Here is a 21,035-nt window from a genome sequence, read left to right as displayed (position 1 = left end):
TCGGCAGTGTTTGTGAACAGTACGCACACCACAGATATATAGATGTTACAACAAGAAGGGTGAGAGGGTTCTGACCGGCAGTAACTACTTTTTTGTCCGTTCTGAACGCCGAGTATGCGAAACCGGTACGACGTCATCGTCGTCGGCGTCGGTGGCATGGGAAGCGCGACGGCGTATCATCTGGCGAACCGTGGGGCGGACGTTCTCGGACTCGAACGGTACGACGTTCCGCACGATATGGGGTCCTCGCACGGCGTCACGAGAATCATCCGGAAAGCGCAGTACGAACATCCGTCGTACGTGCCGCTCGTCCGTCGAGCGTACGACCTATGGCGGGAGTTAGCGGAGAAAACGGGTCGTGATCTCCTCACCATTACGGGCGGTATCGATGCCGGGCCGCCGGATAGTCAGGTGTTCGACGGGTCGCGCCGGTCGTGTGAGGCCCACGATATTGACCACGAACTCCTCTCTGCGGCCGAGGTGAACGACCGCTTTCCCGGGTACGACCTGCCGGAAGACCACCGCGCCGTCTACCAGCCCGACGGTGGCTTTCTCGTCCCCGAACAGTGTATCATCGCCCATACGGAAGCGGCGCAAGCGGCGGGCGGGGAGATTCGGGCGCGCGAACCGATGCGCGATTTCACACCGTTAGCCGACGGCGGTGTCCGAGTGACAACGCCGAAGGGGACATACGAGGCGGACCGTCTCGTCGTGACCGCGGGTGCGTGGACGCCGAAACTCGTCCCCGAACTCGAAGGCCTCGCAGTCCCCGAACGGCAGGTGCTGGCGTGGCTGCAACCGTCGGACTCGGCGGCGTTCGACGCCGAGAACTTCCCGGTGTTCGTCCACGCCGACGAGGACGGCCACTACTACGGCTTCCCGCGGCACGACGTTCCGGGATTCAAATTCGGGAAGTTCAACCACTTCGAGGAGACCGTTGATCCCGACGAGATGGACCGCCAACCGCGCCCTGCGGACGAACGAGCCCTCCGAGCGTACGCCGAGCGATGCTTCCCGAAGGGGGCAGGACCGACAGTGAAACTCGCCACGTGCCTGTTCACCAACACTCCCGACGAGCATTTCATCCTCGATACGCATCCAGAACACCCACAGATTACCATCGGTGCGGGCTTTTCGGGGCACGGCTTCAAGTTCGCAAGCGTCGTCGGCGAAATCCTCGCTGACTTCGCGCTCGACGGCGAAACCAACCACGACACCGACTTGTTCCGGATAGACCGGTTCTGAGCGAGGGCCACACCGAGACGATAATAACCGGCGACAGCAAAGCCCGCGTGTGACAGAAGCGGACGCCGTCCTCGTCGGCTACAGCGAGGTAGGGACGAAGAGTAGCGAGGTGCGCACGAAGATGGCCGACCGGTTGGCCGCGAACGTTCGCGCACTACTCCGCGAACGCGACAGCGACGGCGACGTAGAGCGACGCTGGTCGCGCCTCGTCGTCCACACCGCACGCCCACACAGCGTCGCTGAAGCGGTGGCGACGCTCCCCGGTGTCGCATTCGCCCGACCTGTCGTCGTGACCGAGGCGACCATCGACGCCGTCCGCGACGTTCTCCAGACGCTCGCGCGCGACCACGAATCGTCCGAGACGTTCGCCGTGGACAGCAGGCGCGTCGGACCCAAAGACAGACACGACTTCTCCAGTCGGGAGTTGGACATCGAAGGCGGTCGTCTCATCGAGGAACAGACGGGCGCGACGGTCGATTTAGACAACCCTGATCGAACCTACCGAATCGAAGTACGCGAGGACGACGCGTTCGTCGCGGCCGTCTCATTCGACGGGCCGGGTGGGCTCCCACTCGGCACACAGGGACGCGTCGCTGTACTCGTCAGCGGCGGCATCGACTCGCCGGTGGCGGCGTGGCGGTTGATGCGCCGCGGTTGCATCCCCATTCCCGTCTACGTTGATCTCGGGGAGTACGGCGGCGCAGACCACCGCGCCCGAGCGTTCGAGGTGATTCGGACGCTTGCCGCCCGCGCGCCCGGTGAAGACCTGCGACCACGCGTCGTTGACGGGTCTGACGTAGTGGATCGACTCATTGCGGAAGTGAGCGAGACGCGCATGCTGTCGCTCCGGCGGGCGATGCTGGTGATGGCCGAAGCAGTCGCGCGGCGTGACGGGGCACACTCGGTGGCGACGGGCGAGGCACTCGGACAGAAATCGAGTCAAACCGGCGCGAACCTCGCCGTCACGGACGAAGCAGCGACCATGCCGATCCACCGACCGCTTCTCACGACGGACAAATCGGATATTGTTGCCGAAGCGCGCCGAATCGGCACCTACGACGACTCGACGCTTCCCGTCGGTTGCGAGCGAGTCGCCCCGTCACACCCCGAAACGAACGCTGCTGTCGAGGACGTTGCCGCCGTCGAACCTGACGGACTGTTGGACGAAGCGCGGCGTGCCGGTGAGAACGCGTCGGTTGCCGACGTGGACTAAGTGGGTATCGAGACCGACATCGATACAATGGGTACGAACACCACGGTGAACGATAACAGCACGAACGTTTGTGTTGTAGATGAACGACCGGGTGAAAATGCATTTACATGGGAGTATCCCGTACGTTCGTCCGATGGCAGACATTCGCCGCCCCTCCCTTTCGTCCGACGGTGCAGGATGGACCGTCAGACAGGTCACGCCGCGTTCACGGTGGCGTCACGGGACCGAACCCTGTTCGGCCTGCGGAGCGTCAGTTGAACTCGACAGCGCGCACTATCAAGTCGAACTCGACCGCGAGCGCCCGCAGAACCCGAGCGAGAAGTTGACCAGAGAGCGCAAGCTCCTGTCGTTCTGCGACGAGGGATGTGCCGACGACTGGGTGCGAACGTTCGACTGCGCGGAGTGAGACCGGCGTAACCGCACGGCGACGGCATCGGAACCGATAAACCTCGGCCGCGTCAGTGTGCAGAACGTGACGCGGGTCTGTTTCGTCGGGTCGCCCGACGTGAACGTGCAGTACGAACTGTTGTCGAGAGACACCGCTCGGGCCGCCCTCTCGACGTATCAGATTTACGACCCGTTCGAGAATTCGCTGGCTGTCGACACGGTGAGCGTCGGTGCCGCCGTCTCCCTCTGTAACGACCTCAACTGGTATCTCGTCCGCTTTGTGGACCACGTGTTGGTGATGGAACCGAGCATCTCGGGCGAAGAGTGGCTTTCGCGCCGCCTCGCTGAGTCGGTCCGTGACGCAGAAATTCGTCCCGAAGAGACGAAAGAGCGTCTCGCCGTGTACGGCATCGAAGACGGGCGTCTCGTCGAACCGATGTACGTGACGCGCCGTCCCGACGGGTCGATTCCGTCCTACGACCTCCGCGATGTAGCGGAGACGGTAGTCGTCCGGGTGGCCGATTCTGAGTTCGGCGGTTAATACAGGTAGTTGCCGTCTCGTGCCAGTTCGCTCTAACCGTTGACATCCTCCCCGCCCTAAAGGGCGTCACCAGAACGCCTTGCGTTCTGGTTGCCCGCCAGACGGAGTCTGGCGACGAGGATTCCCCGAAGGGGATATTCAGGTTGCGCGTTTCCTCGGTTCTCAAGTACGCTTTCGCGTGGAACGTCAGCGGTAGCCGTCCAGTTGTGACCAAGGACGTGCTTTCCAGCGCGTGTAGCCCTGTCAATGGGGCCTTCCTCCCCGCATACAGCGGGCGTCAATGACGACTGGCTATTCAACCAGCGAGGTAGCACGGTTCGACTCGCCCGAAGCGTTAGCCCGTGCATGGTTCACCCTCCCGTTGTGCAATGTTCTCCGACGCGTTCAGGTCAGCGTGGCGTCCTCGACCACACTCCGAACACGAAAAGTGGTCGCCATCACGATTGCCCATCGACCCACAGGCCGAACACCGCTGGCTGGTATGGTACGCATCGACCGCCTCGACGCGGATACCAGCGCGTTCGGCTTTGTACGTGATGAACTGTTGGAGTTGGTGGAAGTGCCACGAGTGAACTCCCGACCACGAACTGTTCTCGCGGATGCCTTCGAGGTCTTCCATCCGAATGACGGGATTCTCGAACTGTTCCGCGAACGTGATAAGGCGACGGGAGAGTTTGTGGTTCAAGTCCTTGATTCGACGCTGTTCTTTGTCACCCACACGGTTGCGTGCGCGAAGCGCACCCGCTTCCGAAAGCGAATCGCGTAGGGAACGATATTTGCGTCGAACATACTTCGCCTCACCACCCGACACCAGCATCGACTCGTCTTCGCCGTAGGCCGTCACCGCGAGGATGTGTCGTTCACCAATATCGACACCGATGGGTGTCTCACCCGACGTGTCAGCGTCGTACTCGATATTGAACGTACAGTACCAGTCGTCTCCGCGACGGTAGACCTGTAGGCGGGTCTTGTCGGCATCACCCTCGACCAGTCGGTCTACGGGGTCGGCAATATCGTCGTACACCTCTATCGGGGTGTACCACCATTGGGAGACGCAGGGGAAGCCGACGACGACCGTGCCATTCTCGGTCGTGTCGAGTTCCCAGTTCTGATTGTTGACGGCGAATGGTTGACTCTCTCGGTAGCGAACCTCTCCGTCCTTGTTGTGGTCGGATTTCGCCTCTCGGATGGCTTGGTTCTGGATAGCCGAGTAGAGGGCGTTGTCGATGCTGGCCGTGGTCACTGACTTGTCGAAGTCGTCGTTTTCCCATCCGTCGATACAGAACTGTTTGGTGTCACGGTAGAGGCGAGCGGCGTGTTGCCACTCTTTGCGCCGTGAGAGGGATGGGTTGTGGAACTTCGCGGTGACAGTCACCGTGACCATTACAAATGTAATTAGGTGCGGAATCCTAAGTATCTGTTGGAATATCAGGCCGTGCTATCGTCGGTGGTTTGTGTCATCGACTGTCGGATTCATCCCCGCCCTAAAGGGCGGGGCTTTCTCCTTGTGTTTCCGTAATACGACAGACGGTGCCAAGTGACAATCGCCTTCACAAGCCCCGAACGCGACATAGCTTTTTTTCGGAGAACGCAGAAGCCACGCGCATGCAGATCCCGCACGGCGCGACGAGACGAGAGACGGCGCTCGACGGACTCCGTCTCTCCGCGTTAGTTGCGGGCGACCCCGCGAGTCCACCGGTTGTACTCATTCACGGCGGGGGCCTCGACAGCGCCGAACTGTCGTGGTGTGAGCTAATACCAGCGCTGACCGACGACTATCGCGTCTACGCAATCGACTTGCCCGGATACGGCCACAGCGACGAACCCGAACGCGTCCCGACGACGGACTACTACGTTCGCGTCCTCGAACGCTTCCTCGAAGCGGAGGAAATTGATGCACCCGCGCTCGTCGGTGTCTCGCTCGGTGGTGGTGTTGCGCTCGGCTACGCGCTCGGCCATCCGGAGGACGTGTCGGCCGTCGTCGCCATCAACAGTTACGGACTGGGCGACTCTGTTCCGGGCGGGCCGCTCGGTGCGCTGTTCGTCCGCGTACCGTACCTCTCGGAGTTGTCGTGGCGCGCCATCGCACGGAGTCGAACGGTCGCGTACTTCGCCGTCCGCGCCATCGTCGCCTACGGTAACGTCCGTCCACACGTCGTTGACCAAGTCTACGAGGAGGCACAGCGGAACGATGGAAGCGCATGGCGTACGTTCCAACGGGCAGAAATCGGCTTTACCGGTCTCCGTACGAACTACGTAGACGACCTTCCGAACCTCTCGATGCCGACGCTGTTCATTCACGGCGAAGACGACAAACTCGTCCCGTCGTCGTGGTCAGTTCGAGCGGAGTCGCTCGTTCCCAACTCCGAGGTACGAATCCTCCCCGAGTGCGGTCACTGGCCGCCAAGAGAACAGCCGCAACGAGTGAATTCCTTGGTTCGACTGTTCCTTCAGTCGAACATTCCGGTTGACATGTAGCGCTCGCCGCTGTCCCAGAATACCGTAATCACGAGCGGGCAGTCGTCGGTATCGCCACCGGGGACGCCACCGTCGGCGCGGGCATCGTCCGTGCGGCCATCGTCGCCTCGGGGGTCGTCGGACATATCCTCAATCACGAACCGTTCGGGCGGTTCCGGGCAGTTCGCCTCGGGCGTTGCAAGACGTTCTGCGACGCGACGGGCCGCGAGGTTCGACGCGCCGGAAGACTGGCCGACGAGGATACCTTCCTCGCGGGCGAGACGACGACATTCGGCTTCGGCGTCTTCGAGCGGCACCGGTATCACGTCGTCTAACAAGTCCCGGTCGAGATTCGGGCTGACGAATCCCGGCCCCATGCCCTGATAGTCGTCGCTTCCCGACTCCCCTGTCGAGAGGACGGCGTTTTCGGCGGGTTCGACGGCAACGATTTCCATCTCTGGGAATTCCTCGCGGAGGCGGCTACCGATGCCCGAGATGGTACCGCCCGTTCCAACGCCTGCGACGAGGGCGTCAACCGTTCTGTCACCGATCTGTTCGAGAATCTCCTCAGCCGTCGTCCGGTAGTGTGCGCGGGGATTCGCCTCGTTTTCGAACTGGCGAAGTTGCGTCATACCCTCGGCTTCCAACTCGTCGGCGCGGTCCTTTGCGTCGGAGATGTCGCCATCGACGAGTTCGATGGTCGCGCCGTAGGCGCGCATGATATCGCGCCGTTCGGGCGACTGCGACGATGGCATGATGATCGTCATGTCGTAGCCTTTCGCGGCGGCTACCATCGACAGGCCGATCCCAGTGTTTCCGCTCGTCGGTTCGACCAGTTCGTCACCGGGTGAAATCTCACCGGCGCGTTCTGCGGCCTCGATCATGGCGAGTGCTGGGCGGTCCTTGGCCGACCCGCCGGGATTCTTCGACTCCACCTTGGCCGCAACCGTCGCGCCCTCGGGCGACGACACCTCGACCAGCGGAGAGCCGATCGTTTCGAGGATGTTGGCGTCCATTGTCGTTCGGTAGTATTCTCACCCCGAAAACGATGGCGGACGGGGGCAAGAGACGCCGATATGTTGCGTCCGCTGTCACGGAACACCGGGCGGCGAATCACTCCGACACCGCGCGCTTTACGTCGGCGCGTTCGTTAGAAACCACCATGACCGAAGCTGAAGCCGGAACGCTGGACACGATGCAACCGAATCCCGCGTGGGACGCTGACTCCTACGAAGACACCGTCGAGACGCTTTCCGAGGACGGACTCGTCTTCAAAGTGTGGGGCGGCGACTGGTGTAAGGACTGCCGAAACCAACTGCCGGACTTCGCCGCCGCTCTCGACGCCGCGGAAGTGCCCGACGAGCGGGTCGAACACTACCCCGTCGAGAAGGAAGACGACGGGAGCAAGACCGGGCCCCTCGTTGAGGAGTACGACATCGAGTACATCCCCACCGTCGTCGTCGAACGGGATGGTGAGGAAGTCGCCCGCTTCGTCGAAGATGCGCGCGTCCCCATCGCCGTCTACCTCGCCAACGAACTCGCCGAATAGCCGCGAAAACGAACTCGCCGAATAACCGCGAAAACGACGGCCACCCAGAACCGTCGCACGAACGGCGAACCTAACCCCCCTTGACCAGTTCACGCGACAATGCCCTCCGACGACTTCAACAGAACGCACGCGCTCATCACCGACGAGTACGCCGATGCACTCGCGCAAACGACCGACGCACTCTTTCCGTACGCGACGACCGCACTCGTTAGAATAGACGAACCGTGGGCCGACGAGGAACCCGACGGTGATGACTGCCGGGAGGCGTGGGACGCAGTTCGTGAGCGATTCGACCGCCGGCCCGAACGCGACAACGGGGACTGGGAGGCGTGGAGTGTAGGAGTGAGCGACGAGTCCGGGCGCAAGTCGGTCCGCCGCCTCGTCGCACTCACAAGGGGAATCATCGGGCGACACTTCCTGTTCGAGGTGGAACTCGCCCGCGAGGGGCAGACCGTCTTCACGGCGATGCCGCATCATTCGAGCCTCGCGGTGGACGCCGATTCGCTCCCCGAAGAAGCGTTCGCTGCCACCGAGGACTCGCTCACGAAAACCGCGGGCTGTCTCGTTGCTGAAGAGCCAGTGGCGGAGTGGATCGCCGAGGAACGGCGGTGGAGCGTCAGATCGTCCATCTGCAAGGAGACGCTGGACGAATCACGGGCGAGTTGCTACGGGATCTCGAACCTCCGCGGCCTCGACGTCGCCGACAACGGGACAACGCTCCGACTGTCGTGGGGTCTCGACGGGCCAATCTCCGATGACCCGATTGGGCGAGCGCTTACGTGGACGCTGGAGAAGTTACACCGGCCGCCGAAGGCGCTCCCGTGCGACGACATCGAGCGCGCGGAACGCGTCGCCGACTTCCTCGCGGAAACGCTTCGGCGATACGACGGACGAGAGATTCGCGGCGACGACTGATTCGGGGTGCGCCCGTCAGTCGATGTCGAGGTCGGTTTCGTCCAAATCGATGTCCGCGTCGTCTAGTTCTACGTCCACGTCGTCGCCACCGCCGAACCACGAAAGCGCTTCTTCGACCGAGTGTGTGGGCGGCGAGCAGGCGCGCCCCTCGCAGGCGTAGACGGTTGGTTCGCCGTCGCGCATCTCTCTGCCCTGCCAGACGGGCGGCGCGTCTTCGACGCCGAGCGTGTCCAGCCACGGCGTCAGATCGTCGTCAGTCGGCGGTCGGATCGAAAGGACAGCGTCGGGGACGTAGCGTTCCGCCAGCGACTGCCGGAACGAGTCGGGCAGCGAGTCCCCGGCGACGACGATTTCTGATCCGCCGCGGGCGCGCTTCTCAGCGGCGAGCGCGAGCGAGACGTGTTCGAGCGGTCGGCCGCGGATGCGGTCGGCATGGGTGTCAAGCACCGATCCGGCGACGGCGGCGAAGTCGGCATCTGGAGCGAAGGCGTCGAGATCCAAGAGGAGAGAGGTGGCGACGCCGACGCTGGACGGCGTAGACTGGTCCTGTAGCTCCTGCGGACGAGTGACGAGCGCTTCGCCGTCGTCCGGCGTGAAGTAGAGCGTCCCGGCGGCGTCGTCGTAGAACGAGGCGACGATTTCGCGGGCGAGTTCGACGGCGAAAGCGAGATGATCCACGTCGCCCGTCGCCTGATACAGGTCGAACGCGCCGCGAGCGAGGAAGGCGTAGTCTTCGAGGTACCCCTCACCTTTCACGTCGCCGTCTTTGAACCGACGGGAGAGTCGCCCCTCCGATTCGTCCCACAGGTGTTCACGGGCGAAACCGAGTGCGTCGGCGGCGAGTTCGGCGTACTCGTCACCGAGGACGAGCGCGCCCTGCGCGAGACTCGAAATCATCAGGCCGTTCCACCCGGCCAGCACCTTCTCGTCGCGCGGCGGGCGCGTCCGCGACTCCCGCGTGTCGAACAGCGTTTCGCGGGCCGCGTCCAGGTGGTCTGTCACCTCGTCAGTCGTCAGGCCGTGTTCGTCGGCCACCGAGTCCACCGTCGCTGAGACGGTGAGGACGGTCGTGCCGTTTTCGAAGTTGCCACCGGAAGTGACGCCGTAGTAGTCACAGAACACCTCGGCACGTGTCTCGTCAGCGAGCGCCTCGTGAACCTGCTCGGGCGTCCAGACGTAGAACGTTCCTTCTTCGCCGCCACTTTGGGCGTCAAGCGTACTGAAAAAGCCGCCGTCGGGATGTCGGAGTTCACGAGCCACGAAGTCGAACGTCTCGCGGGCGACTTCGGCGTAGTCGGCGCGGCCGGTGAGACGGTGTGCAGCGAGGTAGACGCGCGGAATCTCGGCGTTGTCGTACAACATCTTCTCGAAGTGCGGAACCGTCCACTGGCGGTCGGTAGCGTAGCGGTGGAAGCCGCCGCCGACGTGGTCGTACATCCCGCCGCCCGCCATCGCGTCCAGCGTCTCCATCGCCACAGTCAGCGGTTCGTCCTCGCCGGAGTGGACGTACGACCGGAGAAGCGCCTCAACGCGGCCGGGTTGGGGGAACTTCGGTCCGCCGGACCCGAACCCGCCGTACTCTCTGTCCGCACCGCGGAGGGCGGCTTTCGCCACTTCGCCCAGAATCTCGGTGCCGGGCGATTCGCCGGGGTCGTCGGGCGTCGCCTCCAACTGATCCTGTATCGCCGCGGTCCACTGCTGGGCGCGGTTCTCGATCTCCTCGCGATCGTTCTCCCACGCCTCCGCAAACGACCGACAGAGGTCCAAGAAGCCGGGGACGTTCCCTCGATCCCGCCGTTCCTCCTTCGGGAAGTACGTCCCGACGTAGAACGGCTTGCCTTGAGGTGTGAGCCAGACGGAGAGCGGCCAACCGCCGCCGCCGGTGACGAGTTGGCAGATAGTCTGATAGATACGGTCTAAGTCGGGTCGTTCCTCTCTATCGACCTTGACCGGAACGAACGACTCGTTTAGCACTGCTGCCACGTCGTCGTCCTCGAAACTCTCGTCAGCCATGACGTGACACCAGTGGCACGCCGAGTAGCCCACCGAGAGGAAGATGGGGCGGTCCTTCTCCCGGGCGGCTTCAATGGCCGTCTCGTCCCACGGCTGCCAGTTCACCGGATTGTCAGCGTGTTGCTGGAGATACGGGCTTTGCTCGTCGGCTAGCCGATTGCGCCCCAACGCGTCGCTCATACGTGAACTACGATTCCGCGGCGACTAAAGGACCGTGGAGACGGCGAAGCGTCGCTGGATCCGTTCGGCAGTCGATTCGGATCACGGCGTCAAAGCCAGGAGGTTCGACTGCCCGTCTGCGAGGTAGACAGTGTCGTCACGTCCAACCGCATCGAAGACGGTGTCTCGACCGAAGGCGGCGGTCGCCTCGCCGGCTGAATCAACGGCGTAGACGGTTTTAAAGAGGTCATCGCTGTCGTCGGCGGTAATGGCGGTAGCCACCATCGCGTCGGCCGTCGCCGCCTCCGGCCACGCGTTGTTCGACGGCGGATCGAACGTCCAGCGTTTCTCACCGGCGGTACTGTACGCCGTCGCGGCGTCGGCTCGGACGCCAGACCGGGTGTAGAGCGTGTCTCCGTCCGGATCGAGCAGAAGCCACTGGCCGTAGTTGTCGTCACGCCAAGCGACGGTCCCGTCGGCGTCTACCGCCAGCACCGAGTCGCCGCCCGCGTACAGACGGTCGCCGTCGAGAAGGAGTTCCTCCACCGGTACGTCGTGTTTCCAGTCACCGTCGCCGTTCGGTGCGACGCCGTGAAGCGTCGCTCCGTCTCCCTCACCAGCCAAGAAGAAGAGTCGCTCGTCGGCGACTTCGATCCATTTGGCGGGGCCGTCGTCAACCGTAAACTGCGTCTCGCCGTCGCGTCCGAGACCGAGAAGGCGGTCCCCAGCGGCGACGTAGATACCCTCGGGACCGACTGCGACATCCCGAACCGCGGTAAACTCGCGCGTCCAGCGAACCGCTCCGTCAGTTACGTCGAGACCGTAGACGACTGTCGTGAGCGGTTCCTCGGGCGTCTGATGGCTCACCGGCGTCTCGTTCGGCGGCGGGAAGAACTCCAAGCCGGTTGCGACGAGGAGGCCGTCTGAGACACCCGCAACGGCGAGTTTCCGGTCACGCTTCAGCGACCACCGTCGCTCACCGTTCGACCGGTCGAGTGCGTACAGTTCGGTCCACTCGCGTTCGTCGGCGTTTCCGGCGACTGAGTAGACAGTCTCAGCGGTGAGTGTCGCACCCCACTGGCCGCGAGCGATGCGCTGGAACGCGGCGTGTGAGCCGCTGACCGCCTCACCGTCCATCTTCGTCCGCCAACGAACCGACGCGTCGGAAGGGTCTACGGCCGCGACAGCGGAGTTACCGCCGTCTCGACGCAGCGTCGTGAACAGGATCCCATCGCCGGTGTTGGTAGCATTCGTGGTGTTGGTGGCGGTGGCGACCTCGGTGGAATCGGCCACATCGATACCTAAGACGTGCCAGTTATCGAACGAGAGCGTCCAGTCCGGCGTCCACTCGGGCAGATCGCGTGGCGTTTTCGAGGAGTCGTCGCCGGTCGATTCGGATGTCGAATCAGGAGTGGCGGGCGATTCGTTGGTTGGTGCGGCGGTACCGTCGCTACGGCGGGTGCCGAGACAGCCGGCCGTCACCGCCAGCGTGCCAGCACCGAGTCCGAGAAACCGCCTCCGAGAGACCATGGTCACAAACGCGGAGCCGACAAAAAGGGTCTTCTGGTGAGTGAAACACCCGTTTGACGGATCAGCAAGCGGGCGACTCGTGTCATCGAGCTGGCTAGTCGCTCTAGAATGCGTCCAGTTGGTCGCCGAGGAACGACCACTCGTCGAGATTCTCCTCGACAACTTTTGAAACGGGTTTGCCGGATCCGTGGCCCGTCTGCGACCGAGTTTTCAGGAGGATCGGATCCGCTCCCGATTGTGCGGCCTGCATCCGTGCGGCCATCTTTCGGGCGTGGAACGGGTCCACGCGAGAGTCGCTTTCGCCAGTCGTAAAGAGAACGGCCGGGTACGCGCGTTCTTCGACATTGTGATACGGCGAGTACTCGCGGATGTACTCGTACGCTTCGGGGTCGTCGGGCGACCCGTACTCGGTGGTCCACGTCTCACCGAGAAGCGATGTGTGGAACCGAAGCATATCGAGGAGTGGAACCTTGCAGACGGCCGCCGCGAACAGGTCTGGTCGTTGAGTGATCGACGCACCCACCAGAAGGCCGCCGTTGCTCCCGCCGAAGCAGGCGAGTCGTTCTGTGGAGGTGTAGCCATTCTCGACGAGGTGTTCGGCGGCGGCGAAGAAATCATCGAAGACCCGTTGTTTGTGTTCGCGGCGACCCGCGTGGTGCCACGACTCGCCGAACTCGCCGCCGCCGCGAAGGTTGGCGACGGCGAGGACCCCACCCGATTCGAGGAACGGGAGGAAGAACTCGCCGAAGAATGGGGTGAGACTGTTCTCAAACCCGCCGTATCCGTACAGCACCGCAGGGTTGTCACCGTCGCATTCGAGGTCGGAGCGGCGCACGACGAACGCCGGAACTTCGGTTCCGTCCGCGGATGCAAACCAGTCTTGGGTGACAGTCAGGTCTGTCTCGGTCGAAATATCCGGCTGATCTACGACTGTCGTCTCGTCTGCGCCGAAGGCGTAGCGTCGGATCGACGGCGGTTCGGTGAACGATTCGTAGGTGAAAAACAGGTCGTCCTCGCCGCCGAAAGAGGCGACCGACCCGCGTCCCGGTAGTGGAACCGTCTCATCCTGCTCGCCATCGGCATCGAAGACGACGAGTTCGTGGACGGCGTCGCGGAGGTACTTCACGACGATTCGGTCACCGATTACGTCGAGTTCCTGTGCGATGGCATCGTCGCGTTCTGCAACCACCGTCTCGAACGGCTTGTTCGGGTCCGTTGACGACTCGCCCACGTCCGTTGGCGACGCACTCGGGTCCACAGCATCGAGAGATACGCTGACCACGCGGTAGTTCGACGCATCGAGCGAGGTGTTCACGTACACGTCGTTCCCGTCAAGCGTCGGTTCGAAGAGAGCGTCCTCGCCGACGACGAGGGGATGCAGTTCGTCGGATCCGAGTTCGGCGTAGTAGAGGTCGGTCCGCTCCCAGCCTTCAGTGTGACCGAGGATAACGTAGTCGCTCTCGGCGTCCGTCTCGACGAGTGGCCACGTCTGCGTAGAGAACTCGTCGGCGAGCGTCCAATCGTCCGCCGGGTCGGTTCCAATCTCATGGAAGCAGACTTCCTTCTCTAACTGGCCGCCGTCGCCCACCGACCCCGTAGTCAGGTAGTAGAAACCATCATCCGTCCAGCCGAAACACCACGGACCGGTACGGCCGACATCGGTGAGTTCCTCGGCCGTCTCACCCGATTCGGTTTCGAGGACACGAACATCGTACTGTTCGTCACCGCCTTCCGCGACGCCGTAAGCGACGAGACTACCGTCGGGGTTCGGAACGTACCAATCGACGGAGACACTCCCGTCGTCACTCATCTCGTTCGGATCGCCGAGGACGCGGCGGTCTTCGTTTAAGCCTGGGCGGAAAGTAAGGACGGGATGGTCGGCGTCGGCATCGCGGACGCGCTGGAAGTAGCCGTTCTGTCGAGCCTTTACGGGCATGTACGTCGTCGTCCGTGCCAGGTCCTCGAAGCGAGGCCGGAGCGACTCGCGTATGTCCAGCGAATCGAGGTAGTCGTCCGCGTAGTCGTTTTGCGCCGCCGTCCACGCGGACACATCGTCGTCGGTCTCCTCTAACCATAGATATGGGTCGTCGATGTCGTCGTCGTGGAGGGTGTAGCCGGTGTCCCGTTGGTCGGTTTCAGGAGGGGAATCCATGCGCGTACGTGAACAGATGGTGACAAGAATCTCGGGGTTCCGGAAGCCGTCTCCCCGACTGTGGCGGTCGCTTAGCGCGGAGATCATGTACACGACTGTGCCCAGAATCACTTGCGAGAAGAGCAACCTTTACACTCTCGTGCTGAGGTCGTGAGGGTATGACGGAGACGGCGCTTCTCGTCGGCGGCGGTGGCCGCGAACACGCCATCGCGCGTGCCCTGACTGCCAGCCCCGACTGCGAACTGTACGCCTGTGCGAGCAACCGCAACCCCGGAATCGCGTCGCTTTCGGCCGGGTTCCGACAGGTGTCGGAGACGGCGGCCGACGACATCGTCGCGTACGCCACCGAAGTGGGTGCAGACGTGGCCGTCATCGGTCCCGAATCAGCCCTCGAAGCGGGCGTCGCTGACGCTCTCGACGACGCCGGGGTGTACACGTTCGGTCCGCAGGCCGAAGACGCCCGCATCGAGACTGACAAAGCCTTCCAGCGGGAGTTCATGGCCGAAGAAGGCATTCCCGGCTGCCCGGACTTCTCGGTGTTCGAGGACACCGAAGCGGCCTGCGAGTACATCGACGAGTACGACGGCGACTTGGCCGTCAAGCCCGCCGGCCTGACGGGGGGCAAGGGCGTGAAAGTCACCGGCGACCAAGTGACCAAAGCGGAAGCCAAAGAGTACCTCCGCGAGTCCGACTACGAGGAAGTCGTCCTCGAAGAACGCCTCGTCGGCGAGGAGTTCACCGTGCAGGCGTTCGTGGCGAACGGTGACGTCCGCCCGACGCCCGCCGTGCAGGACCACAAGCGCGCCTACGAGGGCGACGAAGGGCCGAACACGGGCGGCATGGGAAGTTACAGCGACTCAGTCGCCGAACTGCCGTTCATGACGTTCGAGGACTACACCGAGGCCGTCGAAGTGCTGGAAGCGACGGTCGATGCGTTAGATGACTACAAAGGCGTCCTCTACGGCCAGTTCATGCTCACCGCCGACGGCGTGAAAGTCATCGAGTTCAACGCCCGATTCGGTGATCCCGAGGCGATGAACACGCTTCCCGTCCTCGAAACGCCGTTCCTCGACGTTGTGACGGCCGGACGCGATGGCGAGTCGCTTCCGGAACTGGAGTTCGCCGGAAAGGCGACAGTGTGCAAGTACGCCGTCCCCGACGGCTACCCGACGGACCCCGACGACGGGGCACAGATCGAAGTTGACGAGGAGAACGTCGGTGACGCACTGCTGTTCTACGCTAGCGTTGACGCCCGCGACGACGGTCTGTACACGACCACCTCGCGGTCGTTCGCCGTCGTCGGCGTCGAAGACACGATTGCGGAGGCTGAGAAGGCCGCCGAGGCCGGTCTGTCGGCCGCCGGTGAGGGTCTTCGCATCCGCCACGACATCGGCAAACCCGACCTCGTACAACGGCGCATCGATCACGTGAACGAACTGCGCGGCGAGTAGATCCAGTCGGCACTCGGAGATTGGCGGGCAAACTGCCAATTCATCACCCGGGACGCGGAGTCTTTTATCCGAACGGGACGAATCGGCCGACGTGAGCGACGACACCGACGACGCGGCGGGACGACGACACCACCGAGTGCAGGGTCATCCGACGCCCGGCCCCCTGAACTCCCTCCAGTACTGGACGGACGCAAAGCCCGTTTGGCGCGTCGCGTTGAACTACATCCTCGTGTGGGTGGCGCGCGTGGCACCCTTGCTCCGATGGAAAAACTGGGCGCTCCGACGACTCGGCGTTACCGTTGGGAGCGGCGTCTCGTGGGGGCTCGAAGCGACGCCCGACGTGTTCTGGCCCGAACTCGTTACCCTCGGCGACGACGTGATCGTCGGCTATGATTCGGTTATTCTCTGCCACGAGTTCCTGCAAGACGAATACCGAACGGGCGAAGTTGTTATCGGCGACCGTGCGATGATCGGCGCGAAAGCAGTCATCCTTCCGGGCGTCCACATTGGCGAGGACGCGCAGGTTGCCGCGAACTCGCTCGTGACGCGGGACGTACCGCCGGGGACGACGGTGGCGGGTGTCCCGGCGCGGCCGATGTCGAGTTCGGAACTCGATGACGAAGACGAGACGTAAGCGAATAAAATACGTAGTATACAACGGGCGTTGCGACCGCCAGCGATGGCCAGAACCACAGCATCTGGGAAACCGGGTCAGGCGGCGTGCGGATGGCTCCGACGACGAACGCGACGATGAGGGAGCCAGCGACTGTTCGCGCCAGACGTTCTCGGTCGGTCGGCGGCCCGCGACTCCCGAGTCGGTAGCGAGCGATAAGTGGGGAGCCGAACAAAAGCGTAACAACCCGACGAAGATTGCGAGAGTTGAGAGTGTAGTCAGTACGAAAGCGACGCGGGGGAGAAACTGAGTTGGAGGGGCACAGTTAGGGACGCTCGAGTCGCATCTTGAAAATGGCACCGCGCGGGTCGTTGTCCTCGACCCAGATCTCCCCATCGTAACTGTCGAAAACGCTGTCAGCGAAAAAGAGGCTGATTCCCGTCCCGTGGTGCAGTTGATCGTACTCCTCCCGGCCGAAGATGAGATCACGCTGGGACTCGGGAACGCCCGGTCCGTTGTCGGCGATGGCGAGGATGACGTGGTCGTCGTGAACCTCGACAGAGACGCGGACGACCGGGTCATCGGCGTCGTTGTGCGTGACAGCGTTCTCCAACACCGCCTCGATGGCGGTAGCTAACAGGTCGTCGGCGCGGACGATGACCTCAGGAAACACCTGGAATTTGAACTCCGCGTCGGGGTACTGTTGCATCACCTCGACCAGCGTATTGTTGAGCACGATGTCGAGACGGACGGGGCGATTCGACGCGCTGTACGACCGCTCTAAGAGATTCCGTAGGTCGCGCGCTCGCTCGGATTTGTGGACGATTTCGAGGATTTTGTCCTGTGCTTTCTCCAGACTTTCGGTGACCTCGTCTATGGACGACTCCGACTGTGCGCGCTGGATGTGGCCGTACATGACGTTGAGTTCGTTCCGGAGGTCGTGTCGAAGGAGTCTGTTCAGCACCTCTGAGGCGTTCTCGTACTGCTGTTGTTTCGCCGTATCGACGAAGATAGCGATAACCCCCTCGACGGTACTGTCGGCGATGATGGGAGCCGCAAATCCGCGACCGAACACGTTCGCGCCCGCCTTTGTCTGCGCGATAAACCGCCCGGTCCACGTCTCGCCGCGGGAGAGATGTTCGACGACATCCTCGTAGATGCGGTCGTCACCCGCAATCGTCGCCGCGGATTCTCCGACGAGTTCGCCCGATTCGTAGCCGAGAAGGTCCAGACAACCTGGATTGACGTCACGTATAACGAAGTTCGGGTCGGCGATGAGGGCCGGTGCCTCGGTGCTTCGAAACGCTTCGCGGTAGACGTCACCATCGAGGCGGTGTTTGTCGTCGTCGGAACTCCACTCCACGTGATTATTTCACGCGGGGAGTATTTTATTCTCTGGGTTTGAGATATTTCAACGACACAGCCAGTTTAAACGCCGTCGGGCGAGTTGCCGTCGATTTTGTTGGGTTATTTGACAGAATTAGTATAGGTACTGAGCCACCGTACTCCGGTCAACGGAGACGGACGATCCCTTCCTCGAACACTTTCCGGTTGGGGACGATGTACTCCTCGCCGTCGTCCTCGACGTGCGTGACGAACAAGTCCACCTCTTGGACGATACCGCCCGTGTCGCCGACGCGAATTTCGTCGCCGATGGCGTAGGGTTGCGTCAAGAGGAGGTACGTGCCCGCCGCACCCGACTTGAGCATATCCGCGAAGGCGATGCCGCCGAGGAACACGATGGCGAACAGGTAGGCGGCGAGGAAGATGACGAGCGCCATGGTGGCAACACCGAGTTGCGAGAGGGCGATGAGGGACGCGAGATAGAACACGGTGAACTTCGCGGCCGCAGGGATGATACCGATCTGCGGGAGTTTGACACCGCGCAGTCGCTCTGCGACCAGCAGTTCAACCTTGTCGCCGACGACGATGCCGACGATGAGGATGACCACCGCGAAGAACAACATCGGCAGGAACTCGACGACCTGACTCCAGAACCGGTCGGCGTAGTTCACGTTGGCGATGGACAACGCGGCGAGGATAGCGATGCCGACGACGAAATACCGGACCAACCAGCCGAGGATTTCGACCGTCGAAGTGTCGAAGTTCCGCGCGGTCCGCTCGAACGCCGTTCCCTCGATAGCTTCGGGGACGCCGAGACCGGTCAGCACACGACGTGTGAGCGTCCCGAGGATGAGAGCGACGGCGACACCCGCGACGAGAACGATCAGCGCGAACCACACATCCCGAGGAAAAAGCGTGTAGAGTTCCGCGAGGAACGAGTCTGCAGGACTCGTTGCAGGGCCGGACGTGGGAGTACGGTCGCCGCTCTGCATCAAAAGCATGGAACCCGCGGGGATCATTAGTAGTCCTCCGGGTCAATCTCCAGAATCATCTGTCCGCCCTTGAACGCTCGGACGAGGCCGTCCGACTCCGAGAGAACAATCGTCGTCGCGTTCGTGTCGCGGGTGATCGCCGCACCGGCCATGTGTCGCGCGCCGAGGCCCTTCGGAATATCGACCCCCTCCGCCGCGGGTTCAAGATAGCGGTAGGCACTGACGATTTTCCCCGAGTCGGAGATGATGAACGCACCGTCCAACCGGGAGAACTCCTTGAGCATCACGTTCACGATGGGATCGCCGACGTGGACGTGAGACTTCTCGAACGGGTTGTACGACAGCGGTCGGGACTTGTTCATCACCTTTCCGGCGTCACCGACGACGAACAACGCGCCGACCGGTTTCCCCTTCTGTCCCTTCTTGCCGAGTTCAATCGCCACCTCGAACACGTTGCGGATGACGCTCGGGTCCGCACGGGAGTTAGCGAACAGGTCGTAGATGCCGGACCGCATCTCCTCTGTGACGCGGACGCGAATCACGGCGTCTTGGTCGCCGCCGAAGACCGCGACGTTGCAAGCGACGATGTCGTCCTCCTCGACGACACCGTTCTCCATGGCACCCTCGACACCGAAGCGGATGCGGTCGCGTACGTTGTCGAACTCTAAGGGGAGTTCGATGTACGTTTCCGCATCGACGGCGTTCTCGGACGCGACCACCACAACTGGTGTGTCGAGGTCGGCGTCTGCGAACCGTTCGTAGTACGAACTACTCGGCGAGAAAATGAACAACGCGTCCACATCCGCCACGACATTGTCGAGGAGGTCCGATAACGCCACCATCAGTCATTGGTCAACTGCGGTGAAAAAAAGACTTGTGGGACGTTCTCGGTGGTGATATCGGCTGACGCGCGTCAGACACGGTTCGCAGTTTCGGGTCAAAAGCGTAAGATAGCAAGTCTAGCGGCAGTGCGAGTAGCGTCCGCGCTTGCTGATAGCTCTGTCAAAACGTTGTATGCGAGACCGGATTCGAACCGCAGTCACTCCGCTTCGCTCCGTTCCCTGCTTCGAATGCGTATGACGTATTCGAACCGCGAGGACTCCTCCGAGACAGCGTTCTAAGCGCGCCTTCGGTGAGGGGGCTAAGACGCCTGTTTTGCCTATATTGTCCCCCGAAGGGATGCAAAATAGGAAAAGGATTAAAAAGGTACCTTCGGGACAGCGTTAGCCGCTGTCATCCCTTTTCACCATGATATTAGTAGACACGTTGTCCCATTGTCTCTAATGGACAGGGATGAGATAGACGAGCACGTCCAGCGGTGTCAGCAACTCATCGAGTCGTCACCGCAGATGGACGAGGAGAACACGAAGGTCAAACTCGTCCAACCGTTTCTCGAACTTCTCGGATGGAACCTCTACTCTACCGAAGTCGCCCTCGAATACACTATCCCGATGGCATCAGGAAGTACCCACGTCGATTACGCACTTCTTGTGGGGGACTCTCCGGTAGTGTTCGTTGAAGCGAAGCCTGTCCGGTCTACGCTCACCGACGACGAAGTCCAGCAATTGCGGAGTTACATGAGACAGGAACTCGATGTAGACTGGGGGATTCTGACCAACGGGAAGTCCTTTGAGGTCTTGACCAAGAACCGCCACCGGAACGGCGGCGAGGAGGTGTCCGTCGTTCAGTTCGACCTCGATGACCTCGCCGAGAATCCAGACGTGCTGGAACTGCTCACCAAGGAATCGATCCGGTCGGGGAAATCCGATGAGGTAGCGGAACAGGTCGCGCAGACGAACCGGGCGATTCGTCACCTGCAAGAAAACGAAGACAGCGTCACCGAGTCCGTCACTGAGACCGTGGAGAACGAGGTGGGCGACTTAACTATAGACCTTGAGGAACAGTCTCGGGAGTTCGTACAGAATCTCGTCTCCGTACTCCGTGAACAGCGACACTTCGTCAGCGAGGAACCGCCCGGAGAGTCGGAAGAAGATGACGAACCGGAATCCGATGACGCCGCCGACGAGATAGAACCACTGGAGAACCGGGTCGCGGGTACGATTGCCCGAAAAGAAATCAATGGGGATTCAGATGCCCGCGTAGCCGTATTCCCGACCAAAGAGTCTGGACTTCCGTTTCTCAAAGAGAACGAAGCGTGGGGGTTTGTTCGGGTTGGGAGCGACTTCGACTACGTGGCAATGTACGTCACTGGAGACGTTCGAGAAGTCAAATACTTCGCTAAGGTGAGTGACGTGGTCGAACCCGATGAGGCGGAGTTGATGCGAGAGCCGTTGGATTACAAGGACCGAGCGAAGATTGCGGAGGGAAAGAAGGTCATCATGTTCGAGCCGGGTTCACTCTACGAACTCGAAGACCCGGTTCCGTTTGAGTCGAAGTATCCGCAGTCACTCCAGTACACGACGCTCGGAAAGTTACGGAACGCGGAGACAACCGATGATATGCTCTGAATCGGT

General features: G+C 62.1%; 18 protein-coding genes. 10 read left to right on the top strand and 8 right to left on the bottom strand.

From position 1 onward, the window contains the following. Positions 1 to 114: 114 nt before the first annotated feature. From solA to HBOR_RS07560, 4 genes are all read left to right on the top strand, one after another. Positions 115 to 1,245 carry an N-methyl-L-tryptophan oxidase gene (gene solA, locus HBOR_RS07575; RefSeq protein WP_006054371.1) on the top strand — a complete coding sequence of 377 codons (1,131 nt, stop codon included), beginning with the start codon at positions 115 to 117 and terminating at the stop codon, positions 1,243 to 1,245. Positions 1,246 to 1,294: 49 nt separating this feature from the next. After that, a complete protein-coding gene (locus HBOR_RS07570; protein WP_006054370.1) occupies positions 1,295 to 2,458 on the top strand; it encodes a tRNA sulfurtransferase in 1,164 nt (387 codons plus the stop codon). Positions 2,459 to 2,591: 133 nt separating this feature from the next. Continuing rightward, on the top strand, positions 2,592 to 2,864 hold the full coding sequence (locus HBOR_RS07565) for a hypothetical protein (RefSeq protein WP_006054369.1): 273 nt from the start codon (positions 2,592 to 2,594) through the stop codon (positions 2,862 to 2,864). 66 nt (positions 2,865 to 2,930) lie between these two features. Then, positions 2,931 to 3,386: a DUF5804 family protein gene (locus HBOR_RS07560; RefSeq protein WP_049890577.1), complete on the top strand. Its 456-nt coding sequence runs from the start codon at positions 2,931 to 2,933 to the stop codon at positions 3,384 to 3,386. A gap of 334 nt (positions 3,387 to 3,720) precedes the next feature. On the opposite strand, the gene HBOR_RS07555 is transcribed toward HBOR_RS07560, so the two are convergent. Then, on the bottom strand, positions 3,721 to 4,770 hold the full coding sequence (locus HBOR_RS07555; protein WP_006054367.1) for an RNA-guided endonuclease TnpB family protein: 1,050 nt from the start codon (positions 4,768 to 4,770) through the stop codon (positions 3,721 to 3,723). Positions 4,771 to 4,991: 221 nt separating this feature from the next. Between HBOR_RS07555 and HBOR_RS07550 the strand changes: the two genes are divergently transcribed. Beyond that, entirely contained in the window at positions 4,992 to 5,864 is an 873-nt protein-coding gene (locus tag HBOR_RS07550) for an alpha/beta fold hydrolase (RefSeq protein WP_006054366.1), read from the top strand. Here the strand turns inward: HBOR_RS07550 and HBOR_RS07545 are convergent. Then, positions 5,837 to 6,859, bottom strand: coding sequence for a PLP-dependent cysteine synthase family protein (locus tag HBOR_RS07545; RefSeq protein ID WP_006054365.1), 1,023 nt, complete (start codon positions 6,857 to 6,859; stop codon positions 5,837 to 5,839). The genes HBOR_RS07550 and HBOR_RS07545 overlap by 28 nt on opposite strands. Positions 6,860 to 7,005: 146 nt before the next feature. On the opposite strand from HBOR_RS07545, the gene HBOR_RS07540 reads away from it, so the two are divergent. After that, complete coding sequence (locus tag HBOR_RS07540; protein WP_049890575.1) at positions 7,006 to 7,392, top strand: thioredoxin family protein; 387 nt, start codon at positions 7,006 to 7,008, stop codon at positions 7,390 to 7,392. A 99-nt stretch (positions 7,393 to 7,491) separates the two neighbouring features. Further along, complete coding sequence (locus tag HBOR_RS07535; RefSeq protein ID WP_006054363.1) at positions 7,492 to 8,307, top strand: hypothetical protein; 816 nt, start codon at positions 7,492 to 7,494, stop codon at positions 8,305 to 8,307. A gap of 15 nt (positions 8,308 to 8,322) precedes the next feature. Here the strand turns inward: HBOR_RS07535 and HBOR_RS07530 are convergent, their stop codons facing one another. The 3 genes from HBOR_RS07530 to HBOR_RS07520 all read right to left on the bottom strand — a co-directional run bounded on the left by HBOR_RS07530 (position 8,323) and on the right by HBOR_RS07520 (position 14,161). Further along, entirely contained in the window at positions 8,323 to 10,500 is a 2,178-nt protein-coding gene (locus HBOR_RS07530; protein ID WP_006054362.1) for a thioredoxin domain-containing protein, read from the bottom strand. An 81-nt stretch (positions 10,501 to 10,581) separates the two neighbouring features. Next, positions 10,582 to 12,009, bottom strand: coding sequence for an outer membrane protein assembly factor BamB family protein (locus HBOR_RS07525; protein WP_006054361.1), 1,428 nt, complete (start codon positions 12,007 to 12,009; stop codon positions 10,582 to 10,584). 103 nt (positions 12,010 to 12,112) lie between these two features. Continuing rightward, a complete protein-coding gene (locus HBOR_RS07520; protein WP_006054360.1) occupies positions 12,113 to 14,161 on the bottom strand; it encodes a prolyl oligopeptidase family serine peptidase in 2,049 nt (682 codons plus the stop codon). Between the two features lie 158 nt (positions 14,162 to 14,319). Here HBOR_RS07520 and purD point away from each other — a divergent pair, with 158 nt between their 5' ends. Both purD and HBOR_RS07510 read left to right on the top strand, forming a co-directional pair. Next, the gene (gene purD / locus HBOR_RS07515) at positions 14,320 to 15,612 is read left to right on the top strand and encodes a phosphoribosylamine--glycine ligase (RefSeq protein ID WP_006054359.1); all 1,293 of its coding nucleotides are present in this window, start codon (positions 14,320 to 14,322) and stop codon (positions 15,610 to 15,612) included. A gap of 91 nt (positions 15,613 to 15,703) precedes the next feature. After that, positions 15,704 to 16,246 carry an acyltransferase gene (locus tag HBOR_RS07510; RefSeq protein ID WP_006054358.1) on the top strand — a complete coding sequence of 181 codons (543 nt, stop codon included), beginning with the start codon at positions 15,704 to 15,706 and terminating at the stop codon, positions 16,244 to 16,246. Positions 16,247 to 16,550: 304 nt separating this feature from the next. On the opposite strand, the gene HBOR_RS07505 is transcribed toward HBOR_RS07510, so the two are convergent. From HBOR_RS07505 to dacZ, 3 genes are all read right to left on the bottom strand, one after another. Continuing rightward, positions 16,551 to 17,588, bottom strand: a complete 1,038-nt coding sequence (locus tag HBOR_RS07505; RefSeq protein WP_006054357.1) for a sensor histidine kinase — start codon at positions 17,586 to 17,588, stop codon at positions 16,551 to 16,553. Positions 17,589 to 17,736: 148 nt separating this feature from the next. Continuing rightward, the gene (locus tag HBOR_RS07500) at positions 17,737 to 18,588 is read right to left on the bottom strand and encodes a mechanosensitive ion channel domain-containing protein (protein ID WP_006054356.1); all 852 of its coding nucleotides are present in this window, start codon (positions 18,586 to 18,588) and stop codon (positions 17,737 to 17,739) included. Next, entirely contained in the window at positions 18,588 to 19,403 is an 816-nt protein-coding gene (gene dacZ, locus HBOR_RS07495; RefSeq protein ID WP_006054355.1) for a diadenylate cyclase, read from the bottom strand. Before dacZ ends, HBOR_RS07500 begins: the two co-directional genes overlap by 1 nt. Positions 19,404 to 19,844: 441 nt before the next feature. On the opposite strand from dacZ, the gene HBOR_RS07490 reads away from it, so the two are divergent. Then, positions 19,845 to 21,029, top strand: coding sequence for a type I restriction enzyme HsdR N-terminal domain-containing protein (locus HBOR_RS07490; protein ID WP_006054354.1), 1,185 nt, complete (start codon positions 19,845 to 19,847; stop codon positions 21,027 to 21,029). The last annotated feature ends 6 nt before the right edge of the window (positions 21,030 to 21,035 follow it).

The organism is Halogeometricum borinquense DSM 11551 (assembly GCF_000172995.2).
Lineage (GTDB): Archaea > Halobacteriota > Halobacteria > Halobacteriales > Haloferacaceae > Halogeometricum > Halogeometricum borinquense.
Note: the sequence above shows the minus strand (reverse complement) of the source record. Positions and strands in the feature narration are given on the sequence as shown.

Excerpts from the sequence above, each read along its gene's own strand:
- solA (WP_006054371.1), top strand. The coding sequence starts at position 115 with ATGCGAAACCGGTACGACGTCATCGTCGTCGGCGTCGGTGGCATGGGA.
- HBOR_RS07565 (WP_006054369.1), top strand. The coding sequence starts at position 2,592 with ATGGCAGACATTCGCCGCCCCTCCCTTTCGTCCGACGGTGCAGGATGG.
- HBOR_RS07555 (WP_006054367.1), bottom strand. The coding sequence starts at position 4,770 with ATGGTCACGGTGACTGTCACCGCGAAGTTCCACAACCCATCCCTCTCA.
- HBOR_RS07550 (WP_006054366.1), top strand. The coding sequence starts at position 4,992 with ATGCAGATCCCGCACGGCGCGACGAGACGAGAGACGGCGCTCGACGGA.
- HBOR_RS07545 (WP_006054365.1), bottom strand. The coding sequence starts at position 6,859 with ATGGACGCCAACATCCTCGAAACGATCGGCTCTCCGCTGGTCGAGGTG.
- HBOR_RS07540 (WP_049890575.1), top strand. The coding sequence starts at position 7,006 with ATGACCGAAGCTGAAGCCGGAACGCTGGACACGATGCAACCGAATCCC.
- HBOR_RS07535 (WP_006054363.1), top strand. The coding sequence starts at position 7,492 with ATGCCCTCCGACGACTTCAACAGAACGCACGCGCTCATCACCGACGAG.
- HBOR_RS07530 (WP_006054362.1), bottom strand. The coding sequence starts at position 10,500 with ATGAGCGACGCGTTGGGGCGCAATCGGCTAGCCGACGAGCAAAGCCCG.
- HBOR_RS07525 (WP_006054361.1), bottom strand. The coding sequence starts at position 12,009 with ATGGTCTCTCGGAGGCGGTTTCTCGGACTCGGTGCTGGCACGCTGGCG.
- HBOR_RS07520 (WP_006054360.1), bottom strand. The coding sequence starts at position 14,161 with ATGGATTCCCCTCCTGAAACCGACCAACGGGACACCGGCTACACCCTC.
- purD (WP_006054359.1), top strand. The coding sequence starts at position 14,320 with ATGACGGAGACGGCGCTTCTCGTCGGCGGCGGTGGCCGCGAACACGCC.
- HBOR_RS07500 (WP_006054356.1), bottom strand. The coding sequence starts at position 18,588 with ATGATCCCCGCGGGTTCCATGCTTTTGATGCAGAGCGGCGACCGTACT.
- dacZ (WP_006054355.1), bottom strand. The coding sequence starts at position 19,403 with ATGGTGGCGTTATCGGACCTCCTCGACAATGTCGTGGCGGATGTGGAC.
- HBOR_RS07490 (WP_006054354.1), top strand. The coding sequence starts at position 19,845 with ATGGACAGGGATGAGATAGACGAGCACGTCCAGCGGTGTCAGCAACTC.